General features: G+C 68.7%; 15 protein-coding genes. 3 read left to right on the plus strand and 12 right to left on the minus strand.

The genetic code is table 11. The features are described 5' to 3' along the window. Nucleotides 1-87: 87 nt before the first annotated feature. Complete coding sequence (locus PLE19_05370) at nt 88-1713, plus strand: benzoate-CoA ligase family protein (GenBank protein ID HPD14356.1); 1626 nt, start codon at nt 88-90, stop codon at nt 1711-1713. A gap of 52 nt (nt 1714-1765) precedes the next feature. On the opposite strand, the gene PLE19_05375 is transcribed toward PLE19_05370, so the two are convergent. After that, nucleotides 1766-2812 carry a radical SAM protein gene (locus PLE19_05375; GenBank protein ID HPD14357.1) on the minus strand — a complete coding sequence of 349 codons (1047 nt, stop codon included), beginning with the start codon at nt 2810-2812 and terminating at the stop codon, nt 1766-1768. Between the two features lie 198 nt (nt 2813-3010). Here PLE19_05375 and PLE19_05380 point away from each other — a divergent pair, with 198 nt between their 5' ends. After that, nucleotides 3011-4162 (plus strand): radical SAM protein, encoded by a 1152-nt coding sequence (locus PLE19_05380; protein HPD14358.1) that lies wholly within the window; start codon nt 3011-3013, stop codon nt 4160-4162. 144 nt (nt 4163-4306) lie between these two features. Here PLE19_05380 and PLE19_05385 read toward each other — a convergent pair whose 3' ends face one another. Genes PLE19_05385 through PLE19_05410 form a run of 6 tightly spaced genes read right to left on the minus strand, consistent with a single transcriptional unit; the run spans nt 4307 to nt 13164 of the window. Further along, the gene (locus PLE19_05385; protein HPD14359.1) at nt 4307-5308 is read right to left on the minus strand and encodes a beta-ketoacyl-ACP synthase III; all 1002 of its coding nucleotides are present in this window, start codon (nt 5306-5308) and stop codon (nt 4307-4309) included. A gap of 3 nt (nt 5309-5311) precedes the next feature. Next, nucleotides 5312-6244, minus strand: a complete 933-nt coding sequence (locus PLE19_05390; protein ID HPD14360.1) for an MBL fold metallo-hydrolase — start codon at nt 6242-6244, stop codon at nt 5312-5314. Next, a complete protein-coding gene (locus tag PLE19_05395) occupies nt 6238-7032 on the minus strand; it encodes an acyl-CoA dehydratase activase (protein HPD14361.1) in 795 nt (264 codons plus the stop codon). The genes PLE19_05390 and PLE19_05395 overlap by 7 nt, the downstream gene beginning before the upstream one ends. Then, complete coding sequence (locus PLE19_05400; protein HPD14362.1) at nt 7029-8255, minus strand: 2-hydroxyacyl-CoA dehydratase family protein; 1227 nt, start codon at nt 8253-8255, stop codon at nt 7029-7031. Before PLE19_05400 ends, PLE19_05395 begins: the two co-directional genes overlap by 4 nt. A 22-nt stretch (nt 8256-8277) precedes the next feature. Further along, nucleotides 8278-10332 carry a 3-hydroxyacyl-CoA dehydrogenase NAD-binding domain-containing protein gene (locus PLE19_05405; protein ID HPD14363.1) on the minus strand — a complete coding sequence of 685 codons (2055 nt, stop codon included), beginning with the start codon at nt 10330-10332 and terminating at the stop codon, nt 8278-8280. A 12-nt stretch (nt 10333-10344) separates the two neighbouring features. Further along, the gene (locus PLE19_05410; GenBank protein ID HPD14364.1) at nt 10345-13164 is read right to left on the minus strand and encodes a hypothetical protein; all 2820 of its coding nucleotides are present in this window, start codon (nt 13162-13164) and stop codon (nt 10345-10347) included. A gap of 161 nt (nt 13165-13325) precedes the next feature. Between PLE19_05410 and PLE19_05415 the strand changes: the two genes are divergently transcribed. After that, the gene (locus tag PLE19_05415; protein ID HPD14365.1) at nt 13326-15308 is read left to right on the plus strand and encodes a hypothetical protein; all 1983 of its coding nucleotides are present in this window, start codon (nt 13326-13328) and stop codon (nt 15306-15308) included. An 18-nt stretch (nt 15309-15326) separates the two neighbouring features. On the opposite strand, the gene kbl is transcribed toward PLE19_05415, so the two are convergent. The 5 genes from kbl to PLE19_05440 all read right to left on the minus strand — a co-directional run bounded on the left by kbl (nt 15327) and on the right by PLE19_05440 (nt 23500). Continuing rightward, the gene (gene kbl, locus PLE19_05420) at nt 15327-16511 is read right to left on the minus strand and encodes a glycine C-acetyltransferase (protein HPD14366.1); all 1185 of its coding nucleotides are present in this window, start codon (nt 16509-16511) and stop codon (nt 15327-15329) included. Nucleotides 16512-16523: 12 nt separating this feature from the next. Then, nucleotides 16524-17552 carry an L-threonine 3-dehydrogenase gene (gene tdh, locus PLE19_05425; protein ID HPD14367.1) on the minus strand — a complete coding sequence of 343 codons (1029 nt, stop codon included), beginning with the start codon at nt 17550-17552 and terminating at the stop codon, nt 16524-16526. A gap of 27 nt (nt 17553-17579) precedes the next feature. After that, on the minus strand, nt 17580-19088 hold the full coding sequence (locus tag PLE19_05430) for a glycoside hydrolase family 32 protein (GenBank protein ID HPD14368.1): 1509 nt from the start codon (nt 19086-19088) through the stop codon (nt 17580-17582). A gap of 141 nt (nt 19089-19229) precedes the next feature. After that, entirely contained in the window at nt 19230-21425 is a 2196-nt protein-coding gene (locus PLE19_05435; GenBank protein ID HPD14369.1) for a GH32 C-terminal domain-containing protein, read from the minus strand. After that, the gene (locus tag PLE19_05440; GenBank protein ID HPD14370.1) at nt 21422-23500 is read right to left on the minus strand and encodes a hypothetical protein; all 2079 of its coding nucleotides are present in this window, start codon (nt 23498-23500) and stop codon (nt 21422-21424) included. Before PLE19_05440 ends, PLE19_05435 begins: the two co-directional genes overlap by 4 nt. Nucleotides 23501-23785: the final 285 nt, after the last annotated feature.

The raw sequence follows: 23785 nt of genomic DNA on the forward strand, positions 1-23785 counted from the left end.
CGCCATGTCCGCAAGGGTCCGTGGGTTGACGCCGCTGCCCGCGGCGCGTAGAATCCTGCTCGGGCCGCACTCAGGAGATACCGTCCCATGGCGACGTCGGAATACCCCGAACGGCTGAACGCAGCCACCGTGCTAGTGGACGACAACCTGGCCGCGGGACGCGGGGAGAAGCCTGCCCTGCTGTGCGGCGAGCGCACGGTGACCTATGCCCAGCTCGCCGAAGGGGTGAACCGCTTCGGGAATCTGCTCAGGAACCTTGGCGTCCGCCTCGAGGAGCGCGTCGCCCTCCTGATGCCCGACACGCCGGAGCTCGTCTTTGCCTTCTTCGGCTCGATGAAGATCGGCGCCGTGGCCATCCCGATGAACACGCTGCTCACGCCGAAAGACTACGAGTACCTGCTGAACGACAGCCGGGCCCGGACGCTGGTGATTCATGCGTCGCTGCTGGGGCACATCGAGCCGATTCGTTCGCAGTTGAGGTACCTGGAGCACGTGCTGGTTGCTGGGGCGAGGGATGGCGGATTGCGAACTACGGATTGCGGATTGGAGGCCGAAATCCGGACCTGGAGCCTGGAGGCGATGATGGCGGGAGCGGCCGCGGAACTGGACGCGGCGGACACGAGCAAGGACGACTCGGCCTTCTGGCTCTACAGCTCAGGCACCACGGGCTTCCCCAAGGGCGCCATCCACCTGCACCACGACATGCTCGTCGAGGCCGACCTCTATGCCAGTGGCGTGTTGGGCCTCCGGGAGAGCGACGTATGCTTCTCCGTGGCGAAACTGTTCTTCGCCTACGGGCTGGGCAACGGCCTCTACTTCGCCCTGCGCGTGGGCGGCGCCAACGTGCTGCTGCCCGGCCGCCCCACGCCCGAGGCCGTGTTCGAAACGGTGGACCGCTACCAACCGACGGTGTTCTACAGCGTGCCGACCAGCTATGCGCAGCTCCTGCACCTGGCCGAGAAGGCGGGCCGCACGAGCCTGGGTCGCGTGCGGATGTGCGTGTCGGCCGGCGAGCCGCTGCCCAAGCCGCTGTTCGAGAGGTGGCGCGACCGCTTCGGCGTCGAGATTCTCGACGGCATCGGCTCTACCGAGATCCTCCACATCTTCATCTCCAACCGCCCCGGCCGCGCCCGGGCCGGCAGCACGGGCGAGATCGTGCCCGGCTACGAGGCCCGCATCACGGACGAGGCGGGCCGCGAGCTGCCCGCCGGCGAGGTGGGCACCCTGTTCATCAAAGGCGACAGCATCGCCGCCGGTTACTGGAACAAGCACGAGCAGACCAAGGCCACGTTCCAAGGCGAGTGGATCAACACGCACGATAAGTTCAGCGTGGACCGCGACGGGTATTACTGGTACGCGGGCCGCACCGACGACATGATCAAGGTGAGCGGCATGGCCGTGTGGCCGACCGAGGTCGAGGCCATACTCCAAGCGCATCCAGCGGTACTCGAGAGCGGTGTGGCCGGCGTCGAGGACGCTGAGGGCCTGGCCAAGCCCTTCGCCTTCGTCGTCCTCAAGAGCGGCCATAAGGGCTCGCCGGCGCTCGCTCGTGAGCTGCAAGAGTTCGTCAAGGACCGCGCGGCGAAGTACAAGTACCCGCGCTGGGTGGAGTTCGTGCACGAACTGCCGAAGACGGCCACAGGGAAGATCCAGCGGTACAAGCTGCGCGAGTTGGGCGCCGCCGCGCGTTGGCTGCACGACCAGCAGCAGTGAGGCCCGGCTCACCGCCGGCGGCCTGGAGAGACGGGGCATCGCGGCCCGCCTCTCAGGGCAGCCGGCTTGCGACGGCCTGTGCATGCTCCCGGAGGGCCGCGAACGCCACAGGGTCGTTGATGGGGCAGTTGCCCCGATAGAGCGCCAGCGGCACCTCGCCATGCGCCCGCCAAACCACCGCCAGCGGGTGACGCCGCACGTTCCCCATCACGAACGGAACCGCGGGGCACATGGTCACGTCGCCATCGGGCGTGATCGAGAGGCTGTCCCGCCGCAGCGCGGCGCATACCGACCGCTCGGTGGGCAGTTCGACACCCACGAACCCCACATCCTGAAGCGATCGCAACACGGCAAGGGCCTCCTCTGCGAGCCCGCCGCGGCCTGACGCGGCCCATCGGCCGACGGCGCGCACGGGCAGGATGCGAACGGAGTGGGCGCCGAGCTGCCGTGCCAGGGCAATGAGCGCACGAACCCCGTCGGGGGTGTTGTCGGGGGTGGCGCACACCTGCACCCGCGCCTGAATGCCGGCCGCCGTCAGGTTGCGGATTCCCTGGACGGCGGCGTCGAACGTGCCGGTCCGCCCACGCAGGCGGTCATGAGTCGCCGCGTCGGCGGAATCGAGCGATACGGCGGCCTCGGTCAGGCCCGCTTCCCGCAACCGCTCGGCGCGCTCGCGACTCAGCAGAACGCCGTTCGTGTTGACCCGCGTGAGCAGTCCAGCCCGATGGGCGTGGCGGACGGCCTCGTCGGTGTCGTCGCGCAGGAGGGGTTCGCCGCCGGTGAAGATCACCTGAAGGACGCCCAGGGCGCGCGCCTGGTCGAGCAGCATCCGGAGTTCGGCCAGGCTCAGTTCGCCCGGCGAGTTGGCCTCGCAACGGGGCGCGCAGCAGTGCACGCACTGGCACTGGCAGCGCCGGGTGGGCTCGATGTGGAGAAACGCCGGCACACGACGGCCACACAACCTGAGCGCCGCGTGGCGACCCAGCACGCCCCAGGCTCGCGGCGACCCGTTGGCGCGGTACAGGCGCACGGTGCTCCACAGCGCGTGCGCCGCTTGGTGCAGGGGCGAGAAGCGCGGAGCCTTCGTTGCGGTCAGCACCGAACCTCCTAAGCCAGGTCTTCGATCTCGTCATGCTCATTCTACCCCCGTCGTCGCCCCGCGCAAGAGCCGAGCCGCCAGAGCGGGGAACGCGATTGCGCGTGGCCGGAGCCCGCAGTATAATGACGCGGCACAACGGACCTCATGCGGCCGGCAGGGGTGGGGCGTAACCGGCTACGCGCCTCAGGAACCAGTTCGATGATGGACGTGAAGTTCAAGCTCGCTCCGGGTCACGCCAGCAACTCCGACTGGATGGCCCCCTCGCGGCTGCGCCACCTGTTCTGGAACGTCACGCACGAGTGCAATTTCGCCTGTGGCGTGTGCTTCAGCAGCTCGGGGCGTCGCACTCCCGACGAGTTGACAACCGCCGAGGCCACGGAAACCCTCCGGCGGGCCCGAGATGCAGGGGTGGACACGGTGGTGCTGTCAGGGGGCGAGCCTTTTCTACGCCCGGACCTCTTCGAGATTCTCACGTGCATGGCCCGCCTGGGGATCACCACACGGATCGCCTCGAACGGCAGCTGCCTCACCGACGACACGCTGCGGCGGATGGCGGTCGAGAAGCTCGCCACGTCCTTCCAGATTAGCGTGGACACCCTCGACCCCGACACCTACGAGCGGGTGCATGGCGCGCCGGCCCAGATGCTGAACCGGGCTCTCGACGCCTTGCAGCTCATCCGCTCGCACGGCTTTCACACCACCGTTTCCGCCCGCCTCACCCCGGAGACGCTGGCGGGCCTCCCCGCCCTGCTCGACCGCGCGGCCGAGGAGGGCTGGGCCACCGTCACGGTCCACTGCCCGCTCCACTCGGGCCGCGCCCGGGGCGCCTGGCCGCTCGAGACCGACCTGCTGGCCTTGCTCGAACCCGCCTGCGAGCACTTCGTGCGCATGTCCCGGCATTGGGTGATCGAGACCAACATTCCCTGGGCGCGTTACCACCCCGCCATTCGCGCGCTCGAGGGCCGCATCCGCCTGGCCCACGACGGGTGCGGTGCGGGCCGATGGCGCCTCGCTATCCAGCCCAACGGCGACATCACCCCCTGCCTCTGCGTTCACGCCCCGGGGTGGATCCTCGGCAACGTGCGCCGCGACGACCTGGGCCACGTCTTCCGCCACTCGCCCCACGCGCGGGCACTGCGGAGCCCCTGGGACCACGGCCTGTGTGCCGACTGCCCGGAGGTGCGCCGCTGTGGGGCCGGGTGCCGTGCGCTGGCCTATGCCCGCACCGGCCGGTTCGATGGCCCCGACGAGGCCTGCCCCCTGCGCCGGGGTCCGGCCGTCCATCCCCTCTCCCCCATGCCCCTTCGCCAGTGCGCCCCTGCGCCTCCTGAGAGGCGCGATCCCGTCTGAGGCTGGCGACAACGCAGTTGGCGGATAGTGGCAGCTCTCGGCCAAGAGCGGGGCGAAGCTCGCAGGGAGCCGGCGGGGGCCCCGCAGTGTGGGTCCACCCTACGCGAGCACAGTTGACCCACCGCGGGAGAGTGGCGGGAGCGGTCACAGGCGCAGGAGCGCCGAGCCCCACACGAAGCCCGAGCCGAAGGCAACGAGAAGCACCAGGCTGCCCTCAGGCGCTCGCCCCTGTCGCCGGGCCTGGTCGAGGGCCACGGGCAGGCAGGCGGAGGCCATGTTCCCGTACTCTTCGACGTTGACGAAGACCTTCTCGGGCGGGGCACCGACCTTGCGGACGATTTCCTCGAGCATGCGCAGGTTGGCCTGGTGCGGGATGAGGAGGGCCAGGTCATCGAACGTCAGGCTGTGGGTCTCGAGCGCCTCGACGATGGCCTCGGACATTCGGGCAACACCATTCTCGAACACCGCCTTGCCGTCCATGCGGAAGTGGACGCGGCCGGCGCCGACATCACCGGCATTGATGCAGTCGGGGCGACCGAGGGCGGAGCCTGGGGCGGCGGTGTAGAGGGCCTTCGCGCCGGCACCGTCGGCGTGGAGAGCGGTGGAGACGATGCCCGGCCGGCCATCGGGTGCGGGCCCGACGACGACCGCGCCGGCACCGTCACCAAGCAGAATGGCGATGTTGCGGCCGTCGTAGGAGCCGTCGATCCGCTTCGAGAGGACCTCGGAGCAGGCCACGAGCGCGTGGCGGTGGGTGCCTGCCCTCACGAAGTGATCGGCGATGGATAGGCCGTAGATGAGCCCCGCGCATTGCTGCTTGATGTCGAGCACGGCGATGCCGGGGATGCCGAGTCTCGCCTGAAGGAAGAAGGCGGTGCCCGGGTCGGCGTGGTCGGGCGTGATGGTGTTGAGGATGAGCAGGTCAATGTCGCCCATCGTCAGGCCGGCGTCGGCCACCGCCGCCTGACATGCGGGAACGGCCAGGCTCGAGGCGCATTCGTGCGGCTCGGCGTGGCGGCGGCGCAGCACGCCCGTGCGCGTGACGATGAACTCCTCGGTCGTGTCCATCATCCTCGTCACGTCCACGTTCGTGACGACGCTGGGCGGCAGGTAGTGCCCCGTGCCGAGGATGCGTGAGGCGGGCATGGCTCAGCCTTTCTGCTCGGGGCTCCCGTAGGCGAGGGACTGCTTGACGAGGACCGCGCAGTTCTTCTGGAAGAAGTCGAGCGGAAGCAGCGGCGTCCTCGCGTGGATCTCGGCGCCGAGTTCGGCGGCGATCTGGTCAGGGGCTTTGCCTGCCTTGGCCTCGGCGAGGATGCGCTCGTGGTAGGCCTTGGTCGCCGCCAGCGCGTCGCGGAAGCAGCGGGCGACGGCCCGGGCGCCGCGGATGGCCCCGTTGTGGCTGAGGCATAGCACTTCCGCGCCCAGTTTGGCCAGGCGGACGAGCGAACTGACGTAGGGCGCATAGCCCGTGAAGTAGTTGGGCCACCAGAGATCGTGCTCGGGCAGGTAGTAGCCCGCCGCATCCGAGATGACCAGCGTTCTGGTATCCGGCTCGAAGAGGCTCAGGCTGCACTCGCTGTGGCCAGGCGTCTCGAGCACGCGGAACGCGACGCCGGTGTCCACCACCACCGCATCGCCCTCCTTGAGCAAACGGTCCACGGGGATCCGCATCTCGGTGAGCGCCTCGGGGCGGTGGCGATCGTCAATGGCGCCGGACTGGAGCAGCGAACCGGTCAGCGCGCCGTCAATCTTGCAGAAGAAGCCGATCGCCTTGTCAATCCCCATCGTCTTCGCGGCCGCTCCCGAGGCCAGCACCTGGGCGCCGGGGAACTCGCGGCGCAGCAGCGGCACGGCCATCACGTGGTCGGGGTGCGCGTGGGTGACCACGATCTGCTTCACGAAGTCGCGGCGGATGCCCAACTGGTCGAACTGTTCGAGCAGCAGCGGCCCCATGGCGCCCACGCCGCCCTCGAAGAGGGTGCCTTCGTCCTCGCCGGAGTACAGGAACATGGGATAGGCATTGGTGCCCAGCATCAGCACCTTGTCGCTCACGGCAACGGGGGGATTCTTGATCAGCACGGGGGTTCTCCTGGCTCGGCCCGCTCGCGCGCGAGGAGCGCGGCCCCCAGAGCGCCCACGTGCTGGGGCGCCGGGGGCACGAGCACGGGCCGGCCGAATGACTCCTCGACCAACCGCACGAGGAACGGGTTATGTTCGACGACGCCGCCCGTCATCACGAGCGCGCCGTCCACGGCGTCCATCTCGAAGATCCGCTTGACGACGGAGCGGAAGGCTCCTTTCACGATGTCCTCGATGCGTTCGCCGGAGCGGATCTTCTCGAGGATCTCGGTGGCGGTGAAGACGGTGCAGAAGCTGCCCAGTGCGACCTCCTTCGTGGAGCGTTCGGCAAGGGCGTTCAGGGAGGAAACAGGCAGGTCCACTCGCAGGGCGATCTCTTCGAGGAAGGCTCCTGTGCCGGCCGCACACTTGCGGTTCATCTTGAAGCTCGTACGGCGGCCGGCCTCGTCGAGGTGGATCACCTTGTTGTCTTGCGCGCCGATGTCCACCACGGTCATCCTGCGACGGAAGCACGCGAACGCGCCCTTGCCGTGGCAGGCGATCTCGGTCGCGCGGTCGTCGGCCCAGGAAACATTGCCCCGCCCGTAGCCCGTCGAGACTGTGCGGGAGATCCATTCGCGCTTCAGGCGGGCGACGGCCAGCGCCTCCGCCAGATTGGCTTCGGCCGCGGCGGCGTAGTCCACGCCCGATCGGCGGATGGCGCGGGCGACCACCTCGCCGTCCTCGCCGATCAAGACGAGCTTGGCGGTGGACGCGCCGATGTCTATCCCGCAGAAGACTCGCTTCATGCCTCAGCCAGTTGCTCCACGAAGGCTTCGATGTTGGTGCGGGTCTGCTCCTCGGAGTAGAGCCGCAGGTCGTTGAGGTCGCCGTGGATCACGAGGAACGGCTTGCCAAGCTTCGCCTGAAGGCGCTGCGGCATCTGGTAACGGTTGTTCGAGTTGTTCGGGCACGTCTTCGAGTCGTGGTAGAGGATGCCGTTGACCTTGAACTTCGCGGCCATGGCCTCGATGTATTTCTCCTTTTCGTCCTCGGAGCGGCAGATGAAGATGCTGGAGTAGGCTCGGGCCATGCTGCGGAAGGGAGCGGCGGGGTCCAGGGCGTCGAAAATCCAACTGTTGCAGTACGTGGAGGCCACCACACAGGCCCGCAGGTCGGTGAACTGCTGCGACAGGTTCCTGAGCCGGCCCCACACAGGCATGCCGTCCCAGTAGATGCGGAACTTCTCGCCCGGGACGGCGGCCACTCCGGCGGCGATACGCTCGTTCAGCTCGGCCAGGAGGGCCTGGTAGTAGGCCACGGCATCGGGGTGGCCGCGGAGAACCACCGCCGGCCCCATCTGGATCGTGTCGTCGAAGAAGCTGATCGGCGAGGGCACATGGGCCGCCGTCTCGAGCACCTGCCGCCAGAGGTCGGTGCACTGTTTCGAGAGGGCGATAGCCTGGCTGAGGCGGGCGGGGTCGAGCCTCGCGCCCGCGATGGCCTCGAGGGGCGCCACGAGGGCCTCGTGCTGCCGCGCCACGTCGTCCACGATGGTGTCGGTCACCTCGCCGATGGCGCGGGGTGTGTGGATGCCCAGGCAGGGCACGTTCCACTCACGGGCGTAGAATTGGAACCAGTCCTTCACGTCGCGGCACTGGTTGGTGTTGAAGACCAGCACGTCGGCCTTGGGCAGGCCCTTGAGGCCCATCTTCTGGAGGGGCGTCTCGCCTTTGAGGTACGAGCCGATGTCGCTCGTGAGATACGAGCAGATATCGGGCGAGAAGCCGCGGGCGTTGGCGAGGGGAATGAGATCGGTGGCCATGCGCGACGCGCCGAGCATGGCGCCGTGGTTCTCGGGGAAGTAGACGTTGAAGCCCAGGGCGCGGAGGAGTTCGGCCGGCCCCACACTTGTGCACCAGGCGGTCTTCCGGCCGTCCTGCGGCCCGCGGCCCAGTTCGGCGAAGTACCGCCCCATCACCTCGCGCATCTTGCCTGTCGTTTGGAAGTCCTTCCGCTCGGGGGCGGACATTCGATGCTCCTTTCGTCTCGGGTCAGGCGCTCGGCGCGGTGAAGCGCTCGCCGAGTCGCCGGGCCAATGCGCCAAGCTGCTCCCGCACGCTGCCGAGGCCGGCGTCGCGGGCGTACCGCAGCACGCCGCCGCGGAAGTCGGGGAAGCCGGTGCCCAGCACCATCGCGGCATCCACGTCGGCCTCGCGAAGAGCGATCCCCTCCTCCATCACCCAGAGGGCCTCCGCCACCATGCGCAATACCAGGCGCTGGGTAATCTCCTCCGCGCTCACTGCGCGCGCCGTGATGCCGTTCTCGCGACGGGCCTCGGCGATGAGCGCGCCTGCCTGCTCGCTGGGGTGTGGAGTATAGTCACCGGGGGCGTAATTGTAAACTCCCGCGCCCGCCTTCTGGCCAAGGCGCCCCGCCGCGACGAGGCGAGCGACGATCTGCGAGAGCGCCCCGTGCCGCGGGAAGGCCCGTTGCAGCGCCTCATCCGCGTGTGCCAGAATGTCGAGCCCGGCCATATCGATCAGCGTCAGCGGCCCCATGGGGAAGCCGAAGGCGACCATGGCGGCATCAACCGCCGCGGGCTCCGCCCCCTCCTCGAGCAGCCAGAATGCCTCCTTGAGGTACGGGATGAAAATGCGGTTGACGAGGAAGCCCTCGCGGTTCCGCACGACGACCGGCGTCTTGCGGATCGTCTTGGCGAGCCGGAGCGCCGTGGCGACCGCGCGGGGCGACGTGGCGTCGCGGCGGATGACTTCGACGAGCGGCATCGCGTGCGCCGGGCTGAAAAAGTGCAGGCCAAGGAAACGCTCGGGATGCCGCATCCCCTCGGCCAGAACGTCGAGCGAGATCGTCGAGGTGTTCGTGGCCAGAACGGTGTCGGGGCCGCCTATGCGCTCGACTTCCGCAAGAACCGAGCGCTTCACCGCAACATCCTCGAACACCGCCTCGATCACGAGGTCGGCGCCCGCAACGCCGTCCCACCGTGTCGTGGTCGAAAGGAGCGCAAGCGTCGCCTCTGCGCGGTCGGCTTCCATCTTGCCTTGCTCCACCCGCTTGAGGAGCGAACGGCGAATGCGCTCAGCGCCGCGCCTCAGCGCGGCCTCGCTCTCGTCACGGGCCACGACCGCGATGCCGCCCGAGATGAGGGCCTGAGCAATGCCCGAACCCATCGTGCCCATGCCAAGGACGGCAGCGCGCCGCACGTCGGCCGCCTGCACGCCGCTCAGGTCGGGCACTTTGCCCGTGTCGCGCGAGGCGAAGTAGAGATAGACCTTGTTCCTCGTGGCCTGCGTGGCCATGCATTCGGCGAAGCCCGTCTGCTCCGCACGCAGCGCGGCGTCGAACGATTGCCCGATGCCGGCCCTCACGGCGTCGAGGATCTTGCGGGGTGCGATCAACTCGGGGCGGCCCCGCGCGATCCAACTCTCCGCCATCGCGAAGGCGGCGGCGTTGGACGCGGCGTCGCCGATCCTCTCCGCCCGTTCGCGCGTCTTCCGCGGCGCGGGGGCCAGCACGGCCAGTTCTTTCGCGCGCGCGAGGAGTGCGCTGCTCTCACACACCTCGTCTACGAGGCCCAGGCGCAACGCCTCATCGGCCCCGAGGGTCTCCGCGTTGAGCAGCATCCGCAGGGCGGCCTCGGGGCCCACGAGCCGGGGCAGGCGCCCCGTCGCGCCGGCCCCGGGCAGGATGCCCAGGTTGATCTCGGGCATCTGAAAGGTCGTGCCGGCGGCGCACAGCCGCCCGTGGCAGGCAGCGGCCAGTTCAATAGCACAGCCGGACATTCGCCCCGCCATCGCGGCCAGGATCGGCTTGGGACAGTCCTCCACCGCGCGCAGCGCGTCCTGGTAGACCTGTGCCATGTGCACCGCGTCGTCGGCCGTGGCAATCTCGCGGAAGAGATTGACGTCGGCGCCCGCGCTGAAGTGGCGAGCGTCGCCTGTGAGCACGATGGCGCGAACGGCGCTATCGGACGCCGCGCGCCGGACCGCGGCGCACAGTGCCTCGAGAAGCCCGTACGTGATCGCGTTGACCGGCGGCGCGGCGAGGCGCAGCACGCAGACGCCATCGGCGACGGAGTAATCCACCATTTCTCGCGCCTGCTATTGCCCGAACGTGATGAGGTAGTAAGGCGTCTTGTCGCGCGCGCCGTCAATCGTGAACGCCCCGTTCTCGACCGAGATCGTGCGGTCGGTGGGCCTGCCGTCCTGGTCGAGCGTAGTGACCCTCGCGGCGCCGCCTCGGCCGAGCGCGATGCGGGCCTTCACGGGCTCCATCAGGATTGGCGCCTCTCCCTTTGCGAGCACCCGGTCGCCCGTGGGCGAGAACTTCATGCCCGTGTTGCGCGCGCGGGCGATGGCCACGACGAGCAACTCGGGGGCGTTGGCGATCGTTTTGTCTCTCGCACGGGCCGTGACGTAGATGGCGGCGAAGCGGCACAGCGGCTCGATGGTCACGCCGCCCAGCTCGCACTTCAGGCCCTGCGCGAAGCCGACCAGGGCCTTCGTGCCCGGCGTGTCGATCGTGAAGTGGCCGCCGGGATTCTGCTCGCTCTCCCGCCAGCGGAGTTGGCCCGTGGCCGAGACGAGGGCGCCGTCCTTCTCGTGCGGCCGCACGTCAAAAACAGGGGTCTCCTGGTAGTCGGACGTGAACGCCACGACGCTGCGCGCTACAGCCAGCGCCCGCGCGGGCACCTTGCTGGAGTCGAGTTCCTTGTTGTCGTAGCCCTGCACCACCTTGTCGTCGAAGCCCAGCTTGCCCTCGAAGAGCGAGGCGGGGTGAACGTTGCGCGCGGCGACAAGGTCGGCCTCCTTCACATCGCCCCGGAGAATCTGGCGGGCGACGGCGGGGAAGACGCCGAGGACCTGGGGCGCGGTGACGTCCCACTGGTCGCGCCCGATGCGGTCGCTGAACGCGCCTGTGTCGCGATTCTGGAACATGAACGACACGTCCCAGCCCTGAAGCCCCATGCCATAGGCGCCCAGGATGGCGGGACCCTCGACGCCCCACTCGTTGGGGAAGACGTGGATCCACTCGGATAGCATGAACGGGCGGTCGGCCACCTGCTGCATGCCGGTGCTCAGCAGGCCCGAGCCGGCGCGGGCCAACATCGAGTCGTTGGCGCGGGCGCCGAAGTAGTTGTGGCGGTCAATCGTGCCCACGAGGTAGTCGGAGTGGAGATTGGCGAAGTGGCTGAGGGCGCGGCCCGCCTGCCAGTTGGAGCTGACGATCTCGCCCTGGTAGCCGGCCTCGCGCACGGCCTGAACGAAGCGCTGGTAGCACTCGCACTGAAGTTCGTAGAGGAACTGGAGCGAGTCGAGCAGCCTCCGCCTGCGGAATGCCTGCGAGCCCTCGAGCTGCGCAGGGTCCCAGAACCACGGGTTGCCGATGGGGAGGATGTTGCCCTTGTCCAGGTGTTCGCCATCGGACTTGAACCCCTCGCCCGCGAAGCTGTCGAAGGCGGCCTTGGTCCAGGCGGCCACGAGCCCTTCCTGGCTGCCGTACTTCTTGCGCAGCCATTCGCAGAATCGCGCGCCCACCTGCTTGCGAAGCGTGGGGCTGGCCTTGAGCGGCGCCATCGAGGTGTAGAAGAGGATGCTCTGCTCGTTGAGGATCTCGAGGAAGGCGATCGCGGGGTCCTCCGCATAGGTGAGCCCCGTGTACGGGTTCCTGTGCTTCAGCAGGTTCGTGGCGTGGAGAATCTGCACGTTCTGAAGCTCGGGCGAGTACTGGATGCCGCTGTGCGGCGTCTCGATGCGGTTGCCTTTGAACGGTCCGAACTCCTCGAGGTACGGGACAAGCTTCTTGTCGGCCGGCCCCAGCTTCTGCGAGCCGAAATGGGCGGAGAGTTTGACGTAGATGCCCGCTTCCTTGAGTTTCGCGATCTGGTAGTCCATCCGGTCCAGGCCCTCGGGGTCGAACTCCACGAAGCTGTCCTTCGACTGGATGCCGGCCCAGCCCGGGCCGTCGGCGTACTTGTGGAGCCGGACCGCGTTGATGCCGTACTTGCGGTAGAAGGCGGCTCGCTTGTCGGCGAGGGCCTTCTCAGGCGCGCAGGTGCTGTAGCAGAGGTTGATGCCCCAGAGCTTGATCGGCTGGCCGTTGTAGACGAGTTGATCGCCCTTGCGCGTGATGCGCCCGTGTTTGCCGGCCGGGGCCTCCAGCCAATCCTGAAGGCCGATCGCGCCGGCGGCGGGGTCGCCGGTCGCCTGCCAGGGATACCAGGTGTCGAGGCCCGGCTCATCGGGGACCTCGGCCATCGTCGGATACCAGTGAAGCGCGGCCGGCAGCTCGACCGTGAGGCTGAGACGCACGGGTCTGCCGCCCGCGAGCTTGTCTTTCGCCAGCACGATGCGCGCGGCGCCGTCGGAAGCGACCTCACACGGCGGGTCGAAGCGCACGATGGCAGCCGCGCCCTGCGGGTCCACCAGCCGGAGCGCCTCGACGCGGGCGCCCAGGCCGCTCTTGCCGAAGGGGTACCGGACCGGCGTTTGCTTGCCCTCGGCCTCCACCATCACATCGCGGCCTTCGAAGAGCTTGCCCGCGGCCAGTTCCACGCAGAGCAGGGTGAGGGCCGTGTCGGCCTCGGCCTGGAGCTCGTAGGCCAGCGCCAGGCGCTTCGGGTCGGGCGACGCGGCGCGGATGGCGACGCGCACGGGCACGCCCGTGCCGCCCAGCTTGGCCGCGGCCACGCCCACCGCGGCGCCCTGCTCGTTCCGCATGACGCCGTGCAGCCCAGTCCAGGCCCATTTCGGCCCCCAGGCGATCACGCTGAGGCGCGCATAGTCCTGCCCTCCGTAGCTCACCACCACCTGCCCGCCGTCGGCGGAGTAGGCGCAGAAGGGGCGCTCCTGGGCCGACAGCGGCGCGGCGGTCAGTATCAGCCCAACAGCCACACGGCCCCACCACTTGCATGGCGCCATGGTCTCTCCTCTTCGTCGGATAAGGCGACTGCCTCGTGCTGTTCGAGGTCACCGCAGTATACACGTTTGGCCCCTCACGCTCAACGCCCGTTGAGCGTGGCTTCGGCGCCGGGTATACTGGGGCGGGTGCGCAAGACTCCCGTAACAGAGAAGAGGACGAGATGCCTGGCGGAAGAGGGATGAAGGACGCGGGGAGGCGCCCCCTGCGGCTGGAGCCGCTGGAGGGCCGCGTGTTGCTCAATGGTGCGCCGGTGATTGTGCCCTTCGATGCCGCGACGCCCGTGACCTGGCTCGATGCGAATCTCACGGCGGTCACCGCCTCGCTCAAGGGGCCGGGAGCAGGCCAAGTGTGGCTGCCGGCCGGCGGCCAGGGCGATGCGACGCGCATCGAGCTCACGGGCACCACGGCCAAGTCGTCGCTGACCATCACCCCCGCGGCCAAAGGCGCCACGACGACGGTGCTTGATGTCGCCGTCGCCGGCTCGCTCGGCAAGCTCACGGCCCCGGCCGTGACGCTCGGCGGCAACCTCACCCTCACGGGCAGCGTGGGCAAGCTAACCCTCGGCAACGTGGCCGACCAGCACCTGATCTCCCTCGGTCTTGACCCCCTCGTGAGGTCGGTGAGCCTCGCCTTCGGCCGCGTGAGCGACGCCACGCTCACGTCGCTGATGGGCATCAAGTCGCTCCAGGCCATCGAATGGCTCGACACCGATGCCGTGGCCGACACGATCACGGCGCCCTGGATCGGCAGCCTCGCCGCGACCGGCCTCAAGGGCGATCCGACGCACCCCGGCCACTTCGAGGCAGGTTTGGAGCTCGACGGCTCGGGCAATCCGAAGCAGACGCTCGGCAAGGCGGCCATCGCAGGGACCCTCGCCGACGCCACGTGGCATGTCACCGGCAGCGTGGGAAAGGCCAGTGTAGGCCGCTGGGGCGGCGGGGCCGTCCTCGCGGTCGGCGTGGACCCAGGCCCCGACGGCCAGTTCTTCACCGCCGACGACGCGGTCACGGGCGGCATTCTCAAGGGACTGACGGCGGGTGCTCTCGACACCGTCCACACGAGCCTCTTCGGCGTCACGGCGGCGCAGGTGGGCAAGGTCACGCTCGCCGGCCTGAAACTCACGCCAGCCGACCTGCCCTTCGCGCAAGGCGACTTTCGGGTCCTCTGGGCGCCCGACGCGCTGCACAAGGGCGTCGCCCTGCCGCTTTGGAACGAGAACGTGGACCTCGGGCAGCTCAACACCTCGCTCGCCAATCTCAAGGCGCTGGGCGTCAACTGGGTCGAGCTGAACGTCTTCTGGTTCCAGGACACCATTGCCTCGACGGTGATCGCGCCCGACTTCACCCGCTGGAGCGCGAGCGATGCCTCGGTGCGTGCGGCGATTGACGCGGTGCACGCCCAGGGGATGCGGGTGATGCTCAAGCCGCTGGTGGACCTGCGAAACGACCCCACCCACTGGCGTGGCAACATCCCCGGCTCGGCCGAGTGGTTCACCGGCGTGCAGGGCTACGGAGCGTTCCTGAACCACTGGGCCGCCATTGCGGAGGAGAAGGGCGTCGAACTGCTCTGCGTCGGCACGGAACTCGTCACGGCCAGCGCGCAGGAGGCCGCATGGCGGGCTGTCGTTGCGGGCGTGCGAGCGCGCTACTCGGGCCCTCTCGTCTACGCGGCCAACCAGGGCGGCACGGCAAGCGCCACGCAGGAGAATATCGCGTGGTGGGACGCGCTCGACTACATCGGCCTCGACGCCTACTATCCGCTGACGACCAAGACCAACCCCACGGTGGCGGAACTCCAGGCCGCCTGGGCGGCCCGCGCGGCGATGATTGATGCGTGGCTCGCGAGCCTCGACCCCGCCGACCGCAAGCCGGTGCTCTTCACCGAGGTCGGCTACCGAAGTTGGGACGGCGCGAACATGGACCCTGCCAGCCAGGCGGGCAAGGGCAATGCCAACGTGGACCTTCAGGAACAGGCCGACTGCTACACAGCGCTCTTCTCCACCCTGTGGCGCCAGGAGTCTTGGCTCATGGGCGTCTACTGGTGGAACTGGGAGGTGGACCCGAACCCCGTGTGGGAGGCGGCGAACTGGTACACGCCGCAGGGCAAGCCGGCCCAGGCGGTTATTGGCCAGTACTATGCGTGAGGCCGGCCCGCCGCCGGCTCAGGCCAGGGCCGCCGCTCGCACGCGGGCGAAGGCATCCATCGCGAAGTCCATGTCGGCTTGCGTGTGCGCGGCGGAGACTTGCACGCGGATGCGCGCCTTGCCCTTCGGCACCACCGGGTAGCTGAAGCCAATCACGTAGACGCCTTCGGCCAGCAGCCGTTCGGCCATGCGCGCAGCGAGCGCGGCCTCGCCGAGCATGATGGGGATGATCGGGTGGTCGCCGGCGGGAATGTCGAAGCCGCGAGCCGCCATGCCGGCGCGGAAGTAACGGGTGTTCGCCTCCAGCCGGTCGCGGAGTTCGGTGGACTCGCCCAGGATGTCGAGCACGGCGAGGCTCGCGGCGGCGATGGCGGGGGCCAGGGTGTTCGAGAAGAGATAGGGCCGGCTGCGCTGCCGGAGCAACTCGATGATTTCGCGGCGTCCGCTGGTGAAGCCGCCGCTGGCGCCCCCCAGGGCCTTTCCCAGCGTGCTCGTGAGAATGTCCACGCGGCCCAGCACGCCGCGGTACTCGTGGGTGCCGCGGCCCGTCTTGCCAAGGAAGCCTGTGGCGTGAGAGTCGTCGAACATCACGGCGGCATCGTAGCGGTCCGCCAGATCGCAGATTCGGTCGAGCGGGGCGATGGTGCCGTCCATCGAGAACACGCCGTCGGTGGCGATGAGCCGCAGTCGGGCAGAGGCCGCCTCCTGGAGGCGGGCCTCGAGGTCGGCCATGTCGCAGTTGCGGTAGCGGAAGCGCTGGGCCTTGCAGAGGCGGATGCCGTCTATGATGCTCGCGTGGTTCAGCTCGTCGCTGATGATGGCGTCTTCGGGGCCGAGCAGGGTCTCGAAGAGGCCGCCGTTGGCGTCGAAGCACGAGGAGTAGAGGATCGTGTCCTCGGTGCCCAGGAACTCGGTGAGGCGCGCCTCGAGCTGCTTGTGGAGGGCCTGGGTGCCGCAGATGAAGCGGACGGAGGACAAGCCGTAGCCCCAGCGGTCGTAGCTGGCCCTGGCGGCGGCAAGCACGCGCGGGTCGTTGGCCAGGCCGAGGTAGTTGTTGGCGCAGAAGTTCAGCACCTCGCGGCCGCCGGCGACAGCGATTCGCGGGCTCTGGGGCGTGGTGAGTACCCGCTCGGCCTTGTAGAGGCCGGCCTGGCGAATCTCGTCGAGGGACCGGGCCGCGTGGGTTCGCAACGCCTCATTCATCGTTCGTCTCCCTCAGCGTTCGCTCCAGGTGAGCACGACTTTGCCGCTCTGGCCGGAGCGCGCAATCTCGAACGCCTTCTCGAACTCGGTGTAGTGGAACCGATGGGTGATGACGGGCGTGATGTCGAGTCCGCACTGGATCATCATGGTCATCTTGTACCAGGTCTCGTACATCTCGCGGCCGTAGATGCCCTTGATCGTGAGGCTGTTCCAGATGACGGTGGACCAGTCAATGGCCGCATTGGGCAGGATGCCGAGCACGGCGATCTTGCCGCCGTGGCACATGTTGGCGATCATGTCGCGGAAGGCCTGGGGATTGCCGGACATCTCCATGCCGACGTCGAAGCCCTCTTTCATCCCCAGCTTCTTCTGCGCATCGGCGATGGAGTCTCTGGTCACGTCCAGCGCCAGGGTCGCGCCCATCTTCTTCGCGAGGGCGAGGCGGTAGGGGTTGACGTCGGTGATGACGACGTGGCGGGCGGCGCAGTGCCGGGCGATGGCGGCGGCCATGAGGCCGATGGGGCCGGCGCCCGTGATCAACACGTCCTCGCCCATCACGTCGAACGAGAGGGCCGTGTGCGTGGCATTGCCGAGGGGGTCGAACGAGCTGAGGACCTCGAGCGGGATGTTGGGGTCGCACGCCCAGACGTTGGTGACGGGGATGGAGAGGTACTCGGCGAAGGCGCCGTCGCGGTTGACGCCGACGCCGACCGTTCGCGGGCACAGGTGGCGCCGCCCGGCGAGGCAGTTGCGGCAGTGGCCGCACACCACGTGGCCCTCGCCGCTCACGAGGTCGCCGGCCTTGAAGTCGGTGACGTTTTCGCCGTATCCCTCGACCACGCCGACGAACTCGTGGCCGATCACCGTGGGCACGCGAATCGTCTTCTGCGCCCAGGCGTCCCAGTTCCAGATGTGTACATCGGTGCCGCACACGCTGGTCTTGAGGATGCGGATCAGGACGTCGTTCTTGCCGACCTTGGGGGTCGGGACGTCCTCCAGCCAGAGCCCTTCTTGCGCCTTGGACTTGACGAGTGCCTTCATGTGGGGTGCATCCTTCCGTTGTGAGGCTCACCAGGGATTGGCGGGCGCCATGTCCCAGGCGTCGAGCGATGGGACCGTGGCCCCGCCGCCGCGGCTGAAGAGGGCCACGCCGCGCGCGTCGGGGCGGGTCGGGTAGATGGTACGAGCGATCGCCTGTCGGCCGTTGGCGAAGGCTTCGACGAGCGACTTGTCTACGAAGACGCGCAGCCGGAGCGGTTCGCCGGGCTTCAGCTCGAAGGGGCCGCCCTCGATCACCTTCGGTCCTTCGCCCAGGCTCGAACGTGTGGTGTCAACTCTCAGCTTCTTCTCGACGGCGTCGTAGAACACCGCCGTCTGCTCCTGGCCGTCGGGCGAGCAGCAGACTTTGACGCCGCACTGCGCGGCGCCGCTGGGCATCATTTCGATGTTCAGCTCGAGGCTGTTGCCCGCCACGTCCCGGAGCGGCAGCTCACCGTCGGCGGGGATGCGGAGGTTCTCTTGTTTCCTCGGGTTGTAGCGGAGGAGAGCGAGTTCCTCGGGCGGGGCGATGCGGAGCGTCTTGTCGTCGCCAAGGGAGAGGACGCGCGGGAGGCTCATCGTGCCCGACCAGCCGCTGGCGGCCTGCGTCTCGCGCGTGCGCCCGTCGAAGACCCAGGCCCACATGAGCCGGCGGCCCCGGGCGTCCACCAGGCTCTCGGGTGCGAAGAAGTGGTTGTCCACCCACGTCATGCGCCCGTGGGTCTCGGGCGTGAAGCGGTCGTTCTCATAGCGCCCGAGGTAGTACTGGCAGCCGAGGTTGTGGCTGATGAAGAGGAGCATGTGCCGGTCGCCGAGGGGGAAGAAGTCGGGGCACATGTTGTCCTCGTCGGCCCGCGTCCACTTGCGGTCGCTCTGGTAGAACGGGTGCAGGTAGGTCCACCGCACGAGGTCGTCGGAGACGAAGAGGTAGAGCGTGTCGCCCTGGTGCTGGGGCATCTTCTGCTTCAGGCCGAACTCGCGGAGGACGAGCAGGTTGCCGGTGAGCAGGTAGTAGCGGCCGTTGTGGCGCCAGATGGCCGAGGGGTCGGCGGCGCCGTAGACCGTGCCGTCGGGCTGCACGGTGAGGCCGTGAGCGGTCTCGCGGATGACGGGGTTGTGTGGGCTCTTGGTCCAGCGGTCGAGGTCGTCGTCGGTGCTCGTGGCGATGCAGATGCCGCCTGGGCTGCCGAGGCCCCAGTAGGTGATCGTGGGCACGCCGTTCGCGTCCACGAACGCGCCGCCGCTGAAGATGCCCTTGTCGGCGCCGCCGGGCTCGAGGGCGAGCGGGTGGTGGCGCCAGTGAAGAAGGTCGGTGCTGGAGATGTGCGCCCAGCAGTGGCCCTTCTCGGTCTGCACGATGTACATGAGATGGTAGCGGCCCTTCCAGAAGAGCGCGCCGTTGGGGTCGAAGGGGCCGCAGAGCCCCTCGGGCGTGACGATGTGGTATCCCGGGCGATAGGGGTTGGCTTGGAGTTTCGCCCGAAGCTCCCGGGTGCTCTGGATCAGCCTGTTCACGTCGCCGGCCTCGACGTCGGCCATGCACAACGCTCCTAGAAGGGCCACGAACACGCGCCTGCGGTGCGACATCGGTACTCTTTTCTCGTCCACATTGTCCATCGTGTCCATCCTGTCTTTGGGCGATGGACAGAATGGACAGGATGGACACGGAGGGCGATCGGCTCACCAGGCATTCGTCGCGGCCATCTCCCAGATGTCGAGCGAGCGGACCTTCGCCCTGCCGCCCAGGCTGAACAGCGCCACGCCCAGAGCGTCGGTGCGGCTGGGGTAGATGCGCTGGGTCACGCACTGCCGGCCGTTGGCGAAGACCTCGACAATCGAGCGGTCGAGGAAGACGCGCAGCTTGAGCGCCTCGCCCTCGCGCAACTCGAGGGGGGCCTCCTGGACGCGTTCATCGGAGCCGTCGGTGACATTGAAGGGACTCGGCCAGCCGTAGCGCACGTCCGCGCTGAGGCTTGACCTGGCGACATCGAGGCGGAGCGTCCTCGCGGCCGGGTCGAATGCGATGAGGGTTTCCTCTTCGCCCGCGGGCGAGCGACGCACTTTGAGCCCGACCTGTTTCGCCGCGCCCGGCTCGATCTCCAGGGCAATCTCGAGGCAATCGCCCTTCGCATCGTCCAGCGGGCTGTCGCCGTCGAGCGCCAGGTTCTCGCGGTGGCGGGGGTTCATCCGCAGCCGCTCAAGCTCGGCGATGGGCTCGATGCGCAGCGTCTTGTCGTCGGCCAGCGAGAGGACGCGCGGCAGGCTCATCACGCCGCCCCAGCCGGCGGCGCTCTGGGCGGCGGGGGTCCGCGCCTCGCACACCCAGCCCCACAGGATGCGGCGGCCCTGGGCATCGAGCAGCGTCTCGGGCGCGAAGAACCGCCCGCCCGTCCACGTCATCATCCCGTGGCTCTCGGGCGCGAACTTCTCCTTCTCCCACCGTCCGATGCAGTACTGCACGCCCATGTCGTGCGCGATGAAGAGGAACATGTGCCGGTCGCCCAGGGGAAAGAAGTCGGGGCACGAGGCGTCGCCGCCGTGTATCCATTTGCGGTCGGGGATGAACGGGCCCTGGAACTCCCATTTTCTCAGGTCGCTCGACTTGAAGAGCGTCGGGGTTCCGCCGCCGAAGATGGCGTAGTAGGTGTCGCCTTCGAGCCAAGCGTGGGGGTCCCAGGAGCTGTACTTGCCTTCGCCGGGCTCGCCCTTCTTCGGGATGGGCACGATGGGGTTCGAGGGCAGCTTGTCCCACTCGAGCAGGTCGTCGTCCCTGGCGATGGCGATGCAGTTGCCCACGCCGCAGCCGTGGTAGATGATGGTCGGGCGGCCCTCCTTGTTCACGAAGGCGCCGCCGCTGAAGATCCCCCGATCGCCGTGGCCGGGCACCAGGGCGAGGGGCAGTATCGTCCAGTGCAGCAGGTCGTGGCTCACAGCGTGGCCCCAGCAGTGGCCGCCGTGCTGGACGATGTACATGAGGTGATAGCGGCCCCGCCAGAAGAGGGCGCCGTTGGGGTCGAAGGGCATGCAGATGCCCTCGGGGCTGACGAAGTGGTAGCGCGGGCGATGCGGGTCGGCGAGGAGGCGCGCGCGGAGCGCGCGAGCGTCGGCGATCAGGTCGCCGCCCGCGGCGGGCGCTCGGCCGCGCCAGCTCGGCACCTCGCCGCGGGCGCTCACCAGGTAGCTGCCGCGGCCATCGAGCACCAGCTTGCCATCGGCCACCCTGGCGTTGCCGAAGAGTCTGGTGTTCGGGAACGTGCCCATCCGCTCCTCGGCCTTGCCGTCCGCGAAGGTCCACCACGCAAGGGGCTTCGGGTGCGACGCCTGGCTGGGCTTGAGCGCGGCGAGTTGCTCGGGCGTCAGGGCGACGCTGTAGATGCGGGCGTCCTCGATGGCGCCGGCGAAGCATGCGCCGTCGCCCGCCGCCACGTGCCGCAGGCCGATGACGGCGAAGCTCCGCGGCCCGAACGCCTGGGGCTGCCCGACCGTGTACTCGGCATAGCGGACGCCGTTGCGGTAGATCGCGATCCGCGTGCCCTCGTAGACCACGGCCACCTGCACGAAGGTTTTCGCGTCGGCGGTTTCGGCGGCCCAGGCATCCTGCGGGCGGTGCGTGCGGCGGAAGAAGTCGCTGCCCGCCATCCACCGGGCGGGGGCGAGTTCGCCGAAGACGACCGCGTCGAAGCGGTCATCGCCGTCCTCGAGCGTGAGCGCGCTGCCGCCCCTCTGAGTCAGGTTGGCCGGGGCGGCCCAGACGACGAGCGTCTTGTCGGCGATGTCGGGCACCTTTCTGTCCTCCGCCGCGCGGGCGGGGCAGGCGGCGCAGGCGGCCAGAGCCGCTGCGAGGGCGGCCCATCCCAAGGTTCTGCCCTGCGTCACCTGGGTTCTCCTGCGGGGGCGGCAAGCCACGCCTTCAGTTCGCCGAAGGCTTGCGCCTCGCCGCCGGCCACCAGCCCGAGCCTGCCCGAGGCCGCCGCAGGCAGGCTGAAGCATTCTATCAGGATATCATCCAGGTAAACTTCCATCAACGAGCCCTTGAGCAGCAGGCGGAACCGGGCGGGCGCGCCGAAGCGCATCTCGCGGTTGACCGCCTTGTCGGCCTTGAAGCCGGCGCCGTCGCTTCGCAGCGCTCCGAGTTCCGCGGCGCCCGCGGCGTCGAGGACCACGGCGCTCCCTTGCCCGTCGCCGCACTCGATGTAGAGGCCGCGCGGCGCCTGGCTGGCCTTCGGCAACGCAAGCGTCCCCTCGAGGATCACGCCCGCCTGAACGTCGAAGACGCCGGGGATCATCGCGACCGGCTCTATGGCCGTCGGGACCCCGATTTTGATGGGCCGGCCCTTCATCTTCTCGTTGCCCCGCCACCAGCCGAGCCGCAGGGTGCCCTCGGCGTCGAGCACGGCGGCCTTGAGCGTGCCGAAGTACACCTGGCCGTCGCGCGCGATCGAGTGGTGGTTCACCAGCACGCCGTCGGGCGTGGGGAAGAAGCGCGAGAAGTACGTGTGGCCCGACAGGAGGCGCAGGTTCCGCTTTGCAGCGTGGAACGGTCCCTCGGGGCGGTCGGCGACGAGCGTGACCATGAGGCCGCCGGTGCCGAACATCATGTAGTATCGGCCGCCGAGCTTCTCGATGGCCCCGACCTCTCCCTCGCCGACACCGATGACCTTGGGCGGCTCGAGTGCGCGCCACGTCACGCCGTCGAGGCTCTCGCCGAAGCCGAACCGCCCGCCCGTCTCCCTCTTCGGCGTGGCCGTCCAGTAGCCGTACAGCCCGCCGCCGGGGCGCGGGAGGGTCCAGATGCAGTCCCATCGCCCGTTCCGCTCGTACCAGCGCTCGTCCTGCACGAACTCCAGGTCGTTGCCCAGCCGCGTCCAGTGCACCAGGTCTTTCGATTCAGCGAAGAAGATGGTCTGCCGCGGCCCCCTCCACTCGGAGAAGTTGAGGAGGAACCTGCCGTCGCGCTCGAAGGCGGGCGATTTCCAGGTCGAGCCGGTGCCCATCCAGGTCACGCCGCGGCCCTTGGCCAGCACACGGCCGAGCTCGGTCCAGTGCACGCCGTCGGGCGAGCGGGCGAGCGAGATGTTGTCCCAGTTCCCGCGCGACTTGGCGAGATAATAGAGGTAGTAGGTGCCGTCGTGGAGGAAGAGCCACGTGTCCCACATGTTGCCCGTGCGCTTCGAGCGTGCCTTGTAGAACATCGTGTGGACCTCCGTCGGGGGCTTCTCGTCCTCCTCGGCGTCGAGGCTCAGGAGCTTCCTGTCTGTGGCCGCCCACAGGTAGCTGGCGCCGTCGAGGCGCAGGCGGCCATTGGCCACGGTTGCCCCCACGAGCTTCGCTTCGGGAAACGTGCCCATCGCATCTTTCGCGGCATCGTCCTCGAAGTGCCACCAGGCCAGGGGCTTGGGGTCGGAGGGCTTGTTCGGCCTGAGCGCGGCAAGCTGTTCGGCCGTCAGGGCCGTGTCATAGATGCGGGCGTCGTCAATCTCGCCCGCGAGGAACCCGATCTCGCCCATGCCGCCCACGTAGCGCAGCCCGATCAGCACCATGGCGTCGGGGCCAAATGCCTGAGGGGCTGCAATCTCATACGCAGCGCACTCCTTGCCTTCGCGGAGCAGCGCAACCTGCTTGCCGCGGTAGACGACCGCCACCTGGACGAGCGTGCCCGGGGCCGCGTCTTCGGCCGGCCAGGCCGACTGGTCGCGGTGGGTGCGGCGGAAGAAGTCGCTGCCGGGCATCCACTTGCGCGGGGCGATTTCGCCGAACACGATCGCGTCGAAGCGCTCGGCGGGGTCCATGAGCGTCAGCGCGCTGCCGCCGCGCTGGTCGAGGCCGGCCAGGCACACCCAGGCCACGAGCGTCTTGTCGCCGATGCGCAGCGGCGCCCCCGCCTCGCCTGCCTGCGCGTGGCCGAACAGCGTCGAGGCGGCGATTGCGCACAGCGCGCTCAGGCGTCTCATGCGGAGCTTCCTCATCGGGCCTCAGAGCCATTGGGCCAGCAGTATAGCCCCGCGGCCTCCCCGGGCGCAAGCGCCCGCCGCAAGAAGGGTGCGGGCAGGAATTGTAGGTGGCTGCGGGAGCTCCGAAGGAGCGAATGGGGTAGCCCAGGGCAACGCCCTGGGAACAAGACCGCCTCGCGGCAGCCCTGAAGGGGCGGAACAGAGAGCCTCTATCTCGCCCCTTCAGGGCTGGACCCGCGAATCCCACTCAGGCCAGGGCGTTGCCCCAATCTTTGCCCACATCTT

Source organism: Planctomycetota bacterium (assembly GCA_035384565.1).
GTDB lineage: Bacteria > Planctomycetota > PUPC01 > DSUN01 > DSUN01 > DAOOIT01.

Bases quoted from the DNA above. Each gene is read 5' to 3' on its own strand.
- PLE19_05410 (HPD14364.1), bottom strand. From the start codon at position 13,164: ATGGCGCCATGCAAGTGGTGGGGCCGTGTGGCTGTTGGGCTGATACTG.
- PLE19_05380 (HPD14358.1), top strand. From the start codon at position 3,011: ATGATGGACGTGAAGTTCAAGCTCGCTCCGGGTCACGCCAGCAACTCC.
- kbl (HPD14366.1), bottom strand. From the start codon at position 16,511: ATGAATGAGGCGTTGCGAACCCACGCGGCCCGGTCCCTCGACGAGATT.
- PLE19_05400 (HPD14362.1), bottom strand. From the start codon at position 8,255: ATGTCCGCCCCCGAGCGGAAGGACTTCCAAACGACAGGCAAGATGCGC.
- tdh (HPD14367.1), bottom strand. From the start codon at position 17,552: ATGAAGGCACTCGTCAAGTCCAAGGCGCAAGAAGGGCTCTGGCTGGAG.
- PLE19_05370 (HPD14356.1), top strand. From the start codon at position 88: ATGGCGACGTCGGAATACCCCGAACGGCTGAACGCAGCCACCGTGCTA.
- PLE19_05405 (HPD14363.1), bottom strand. From the start codon at position 10,332: ATGGTGGATTACTCCGTCGCCGATGGCGTCTGCGTGCTGCGCCTCGCC.
- PLE19_05430 (HPD14368.1), bottom strand. From the start codon at position 19,088: ATGGCCGACGTCGAGGCCGGCGACGTGAACAGGCTGATCCAGAGCACC.
- PLE19_05395 (HPD14361.1), bottom strand. From the start codon at position 7,032: ATGAAGCGAGTCTTCTGCGGGATAGACATCGGCGCGTCCACCGCCAAG.
- PLE19_05415 (HPD14365.1), top strand. From the start codon at position 13,326: ATGCCTGGCGGAAGAGGGATGAAGGACGCGGGGAGGCGCCCCCTGCGG.
- PLE19_05440 (HPD14370.1), bottom strand. From the start codon at position 23,500: ATGAGACGCCTGAGCGCGCTGTGCGCAATCGCCGCCTCGACGCTGTTC.
- PLE19_05385 (HPD14359.1), bottom strand. From the start codon at position 5,308: ATGCCCGCCTCACGCATCCTCGGCACGGGGCACTACCTGCCGCCCAGC.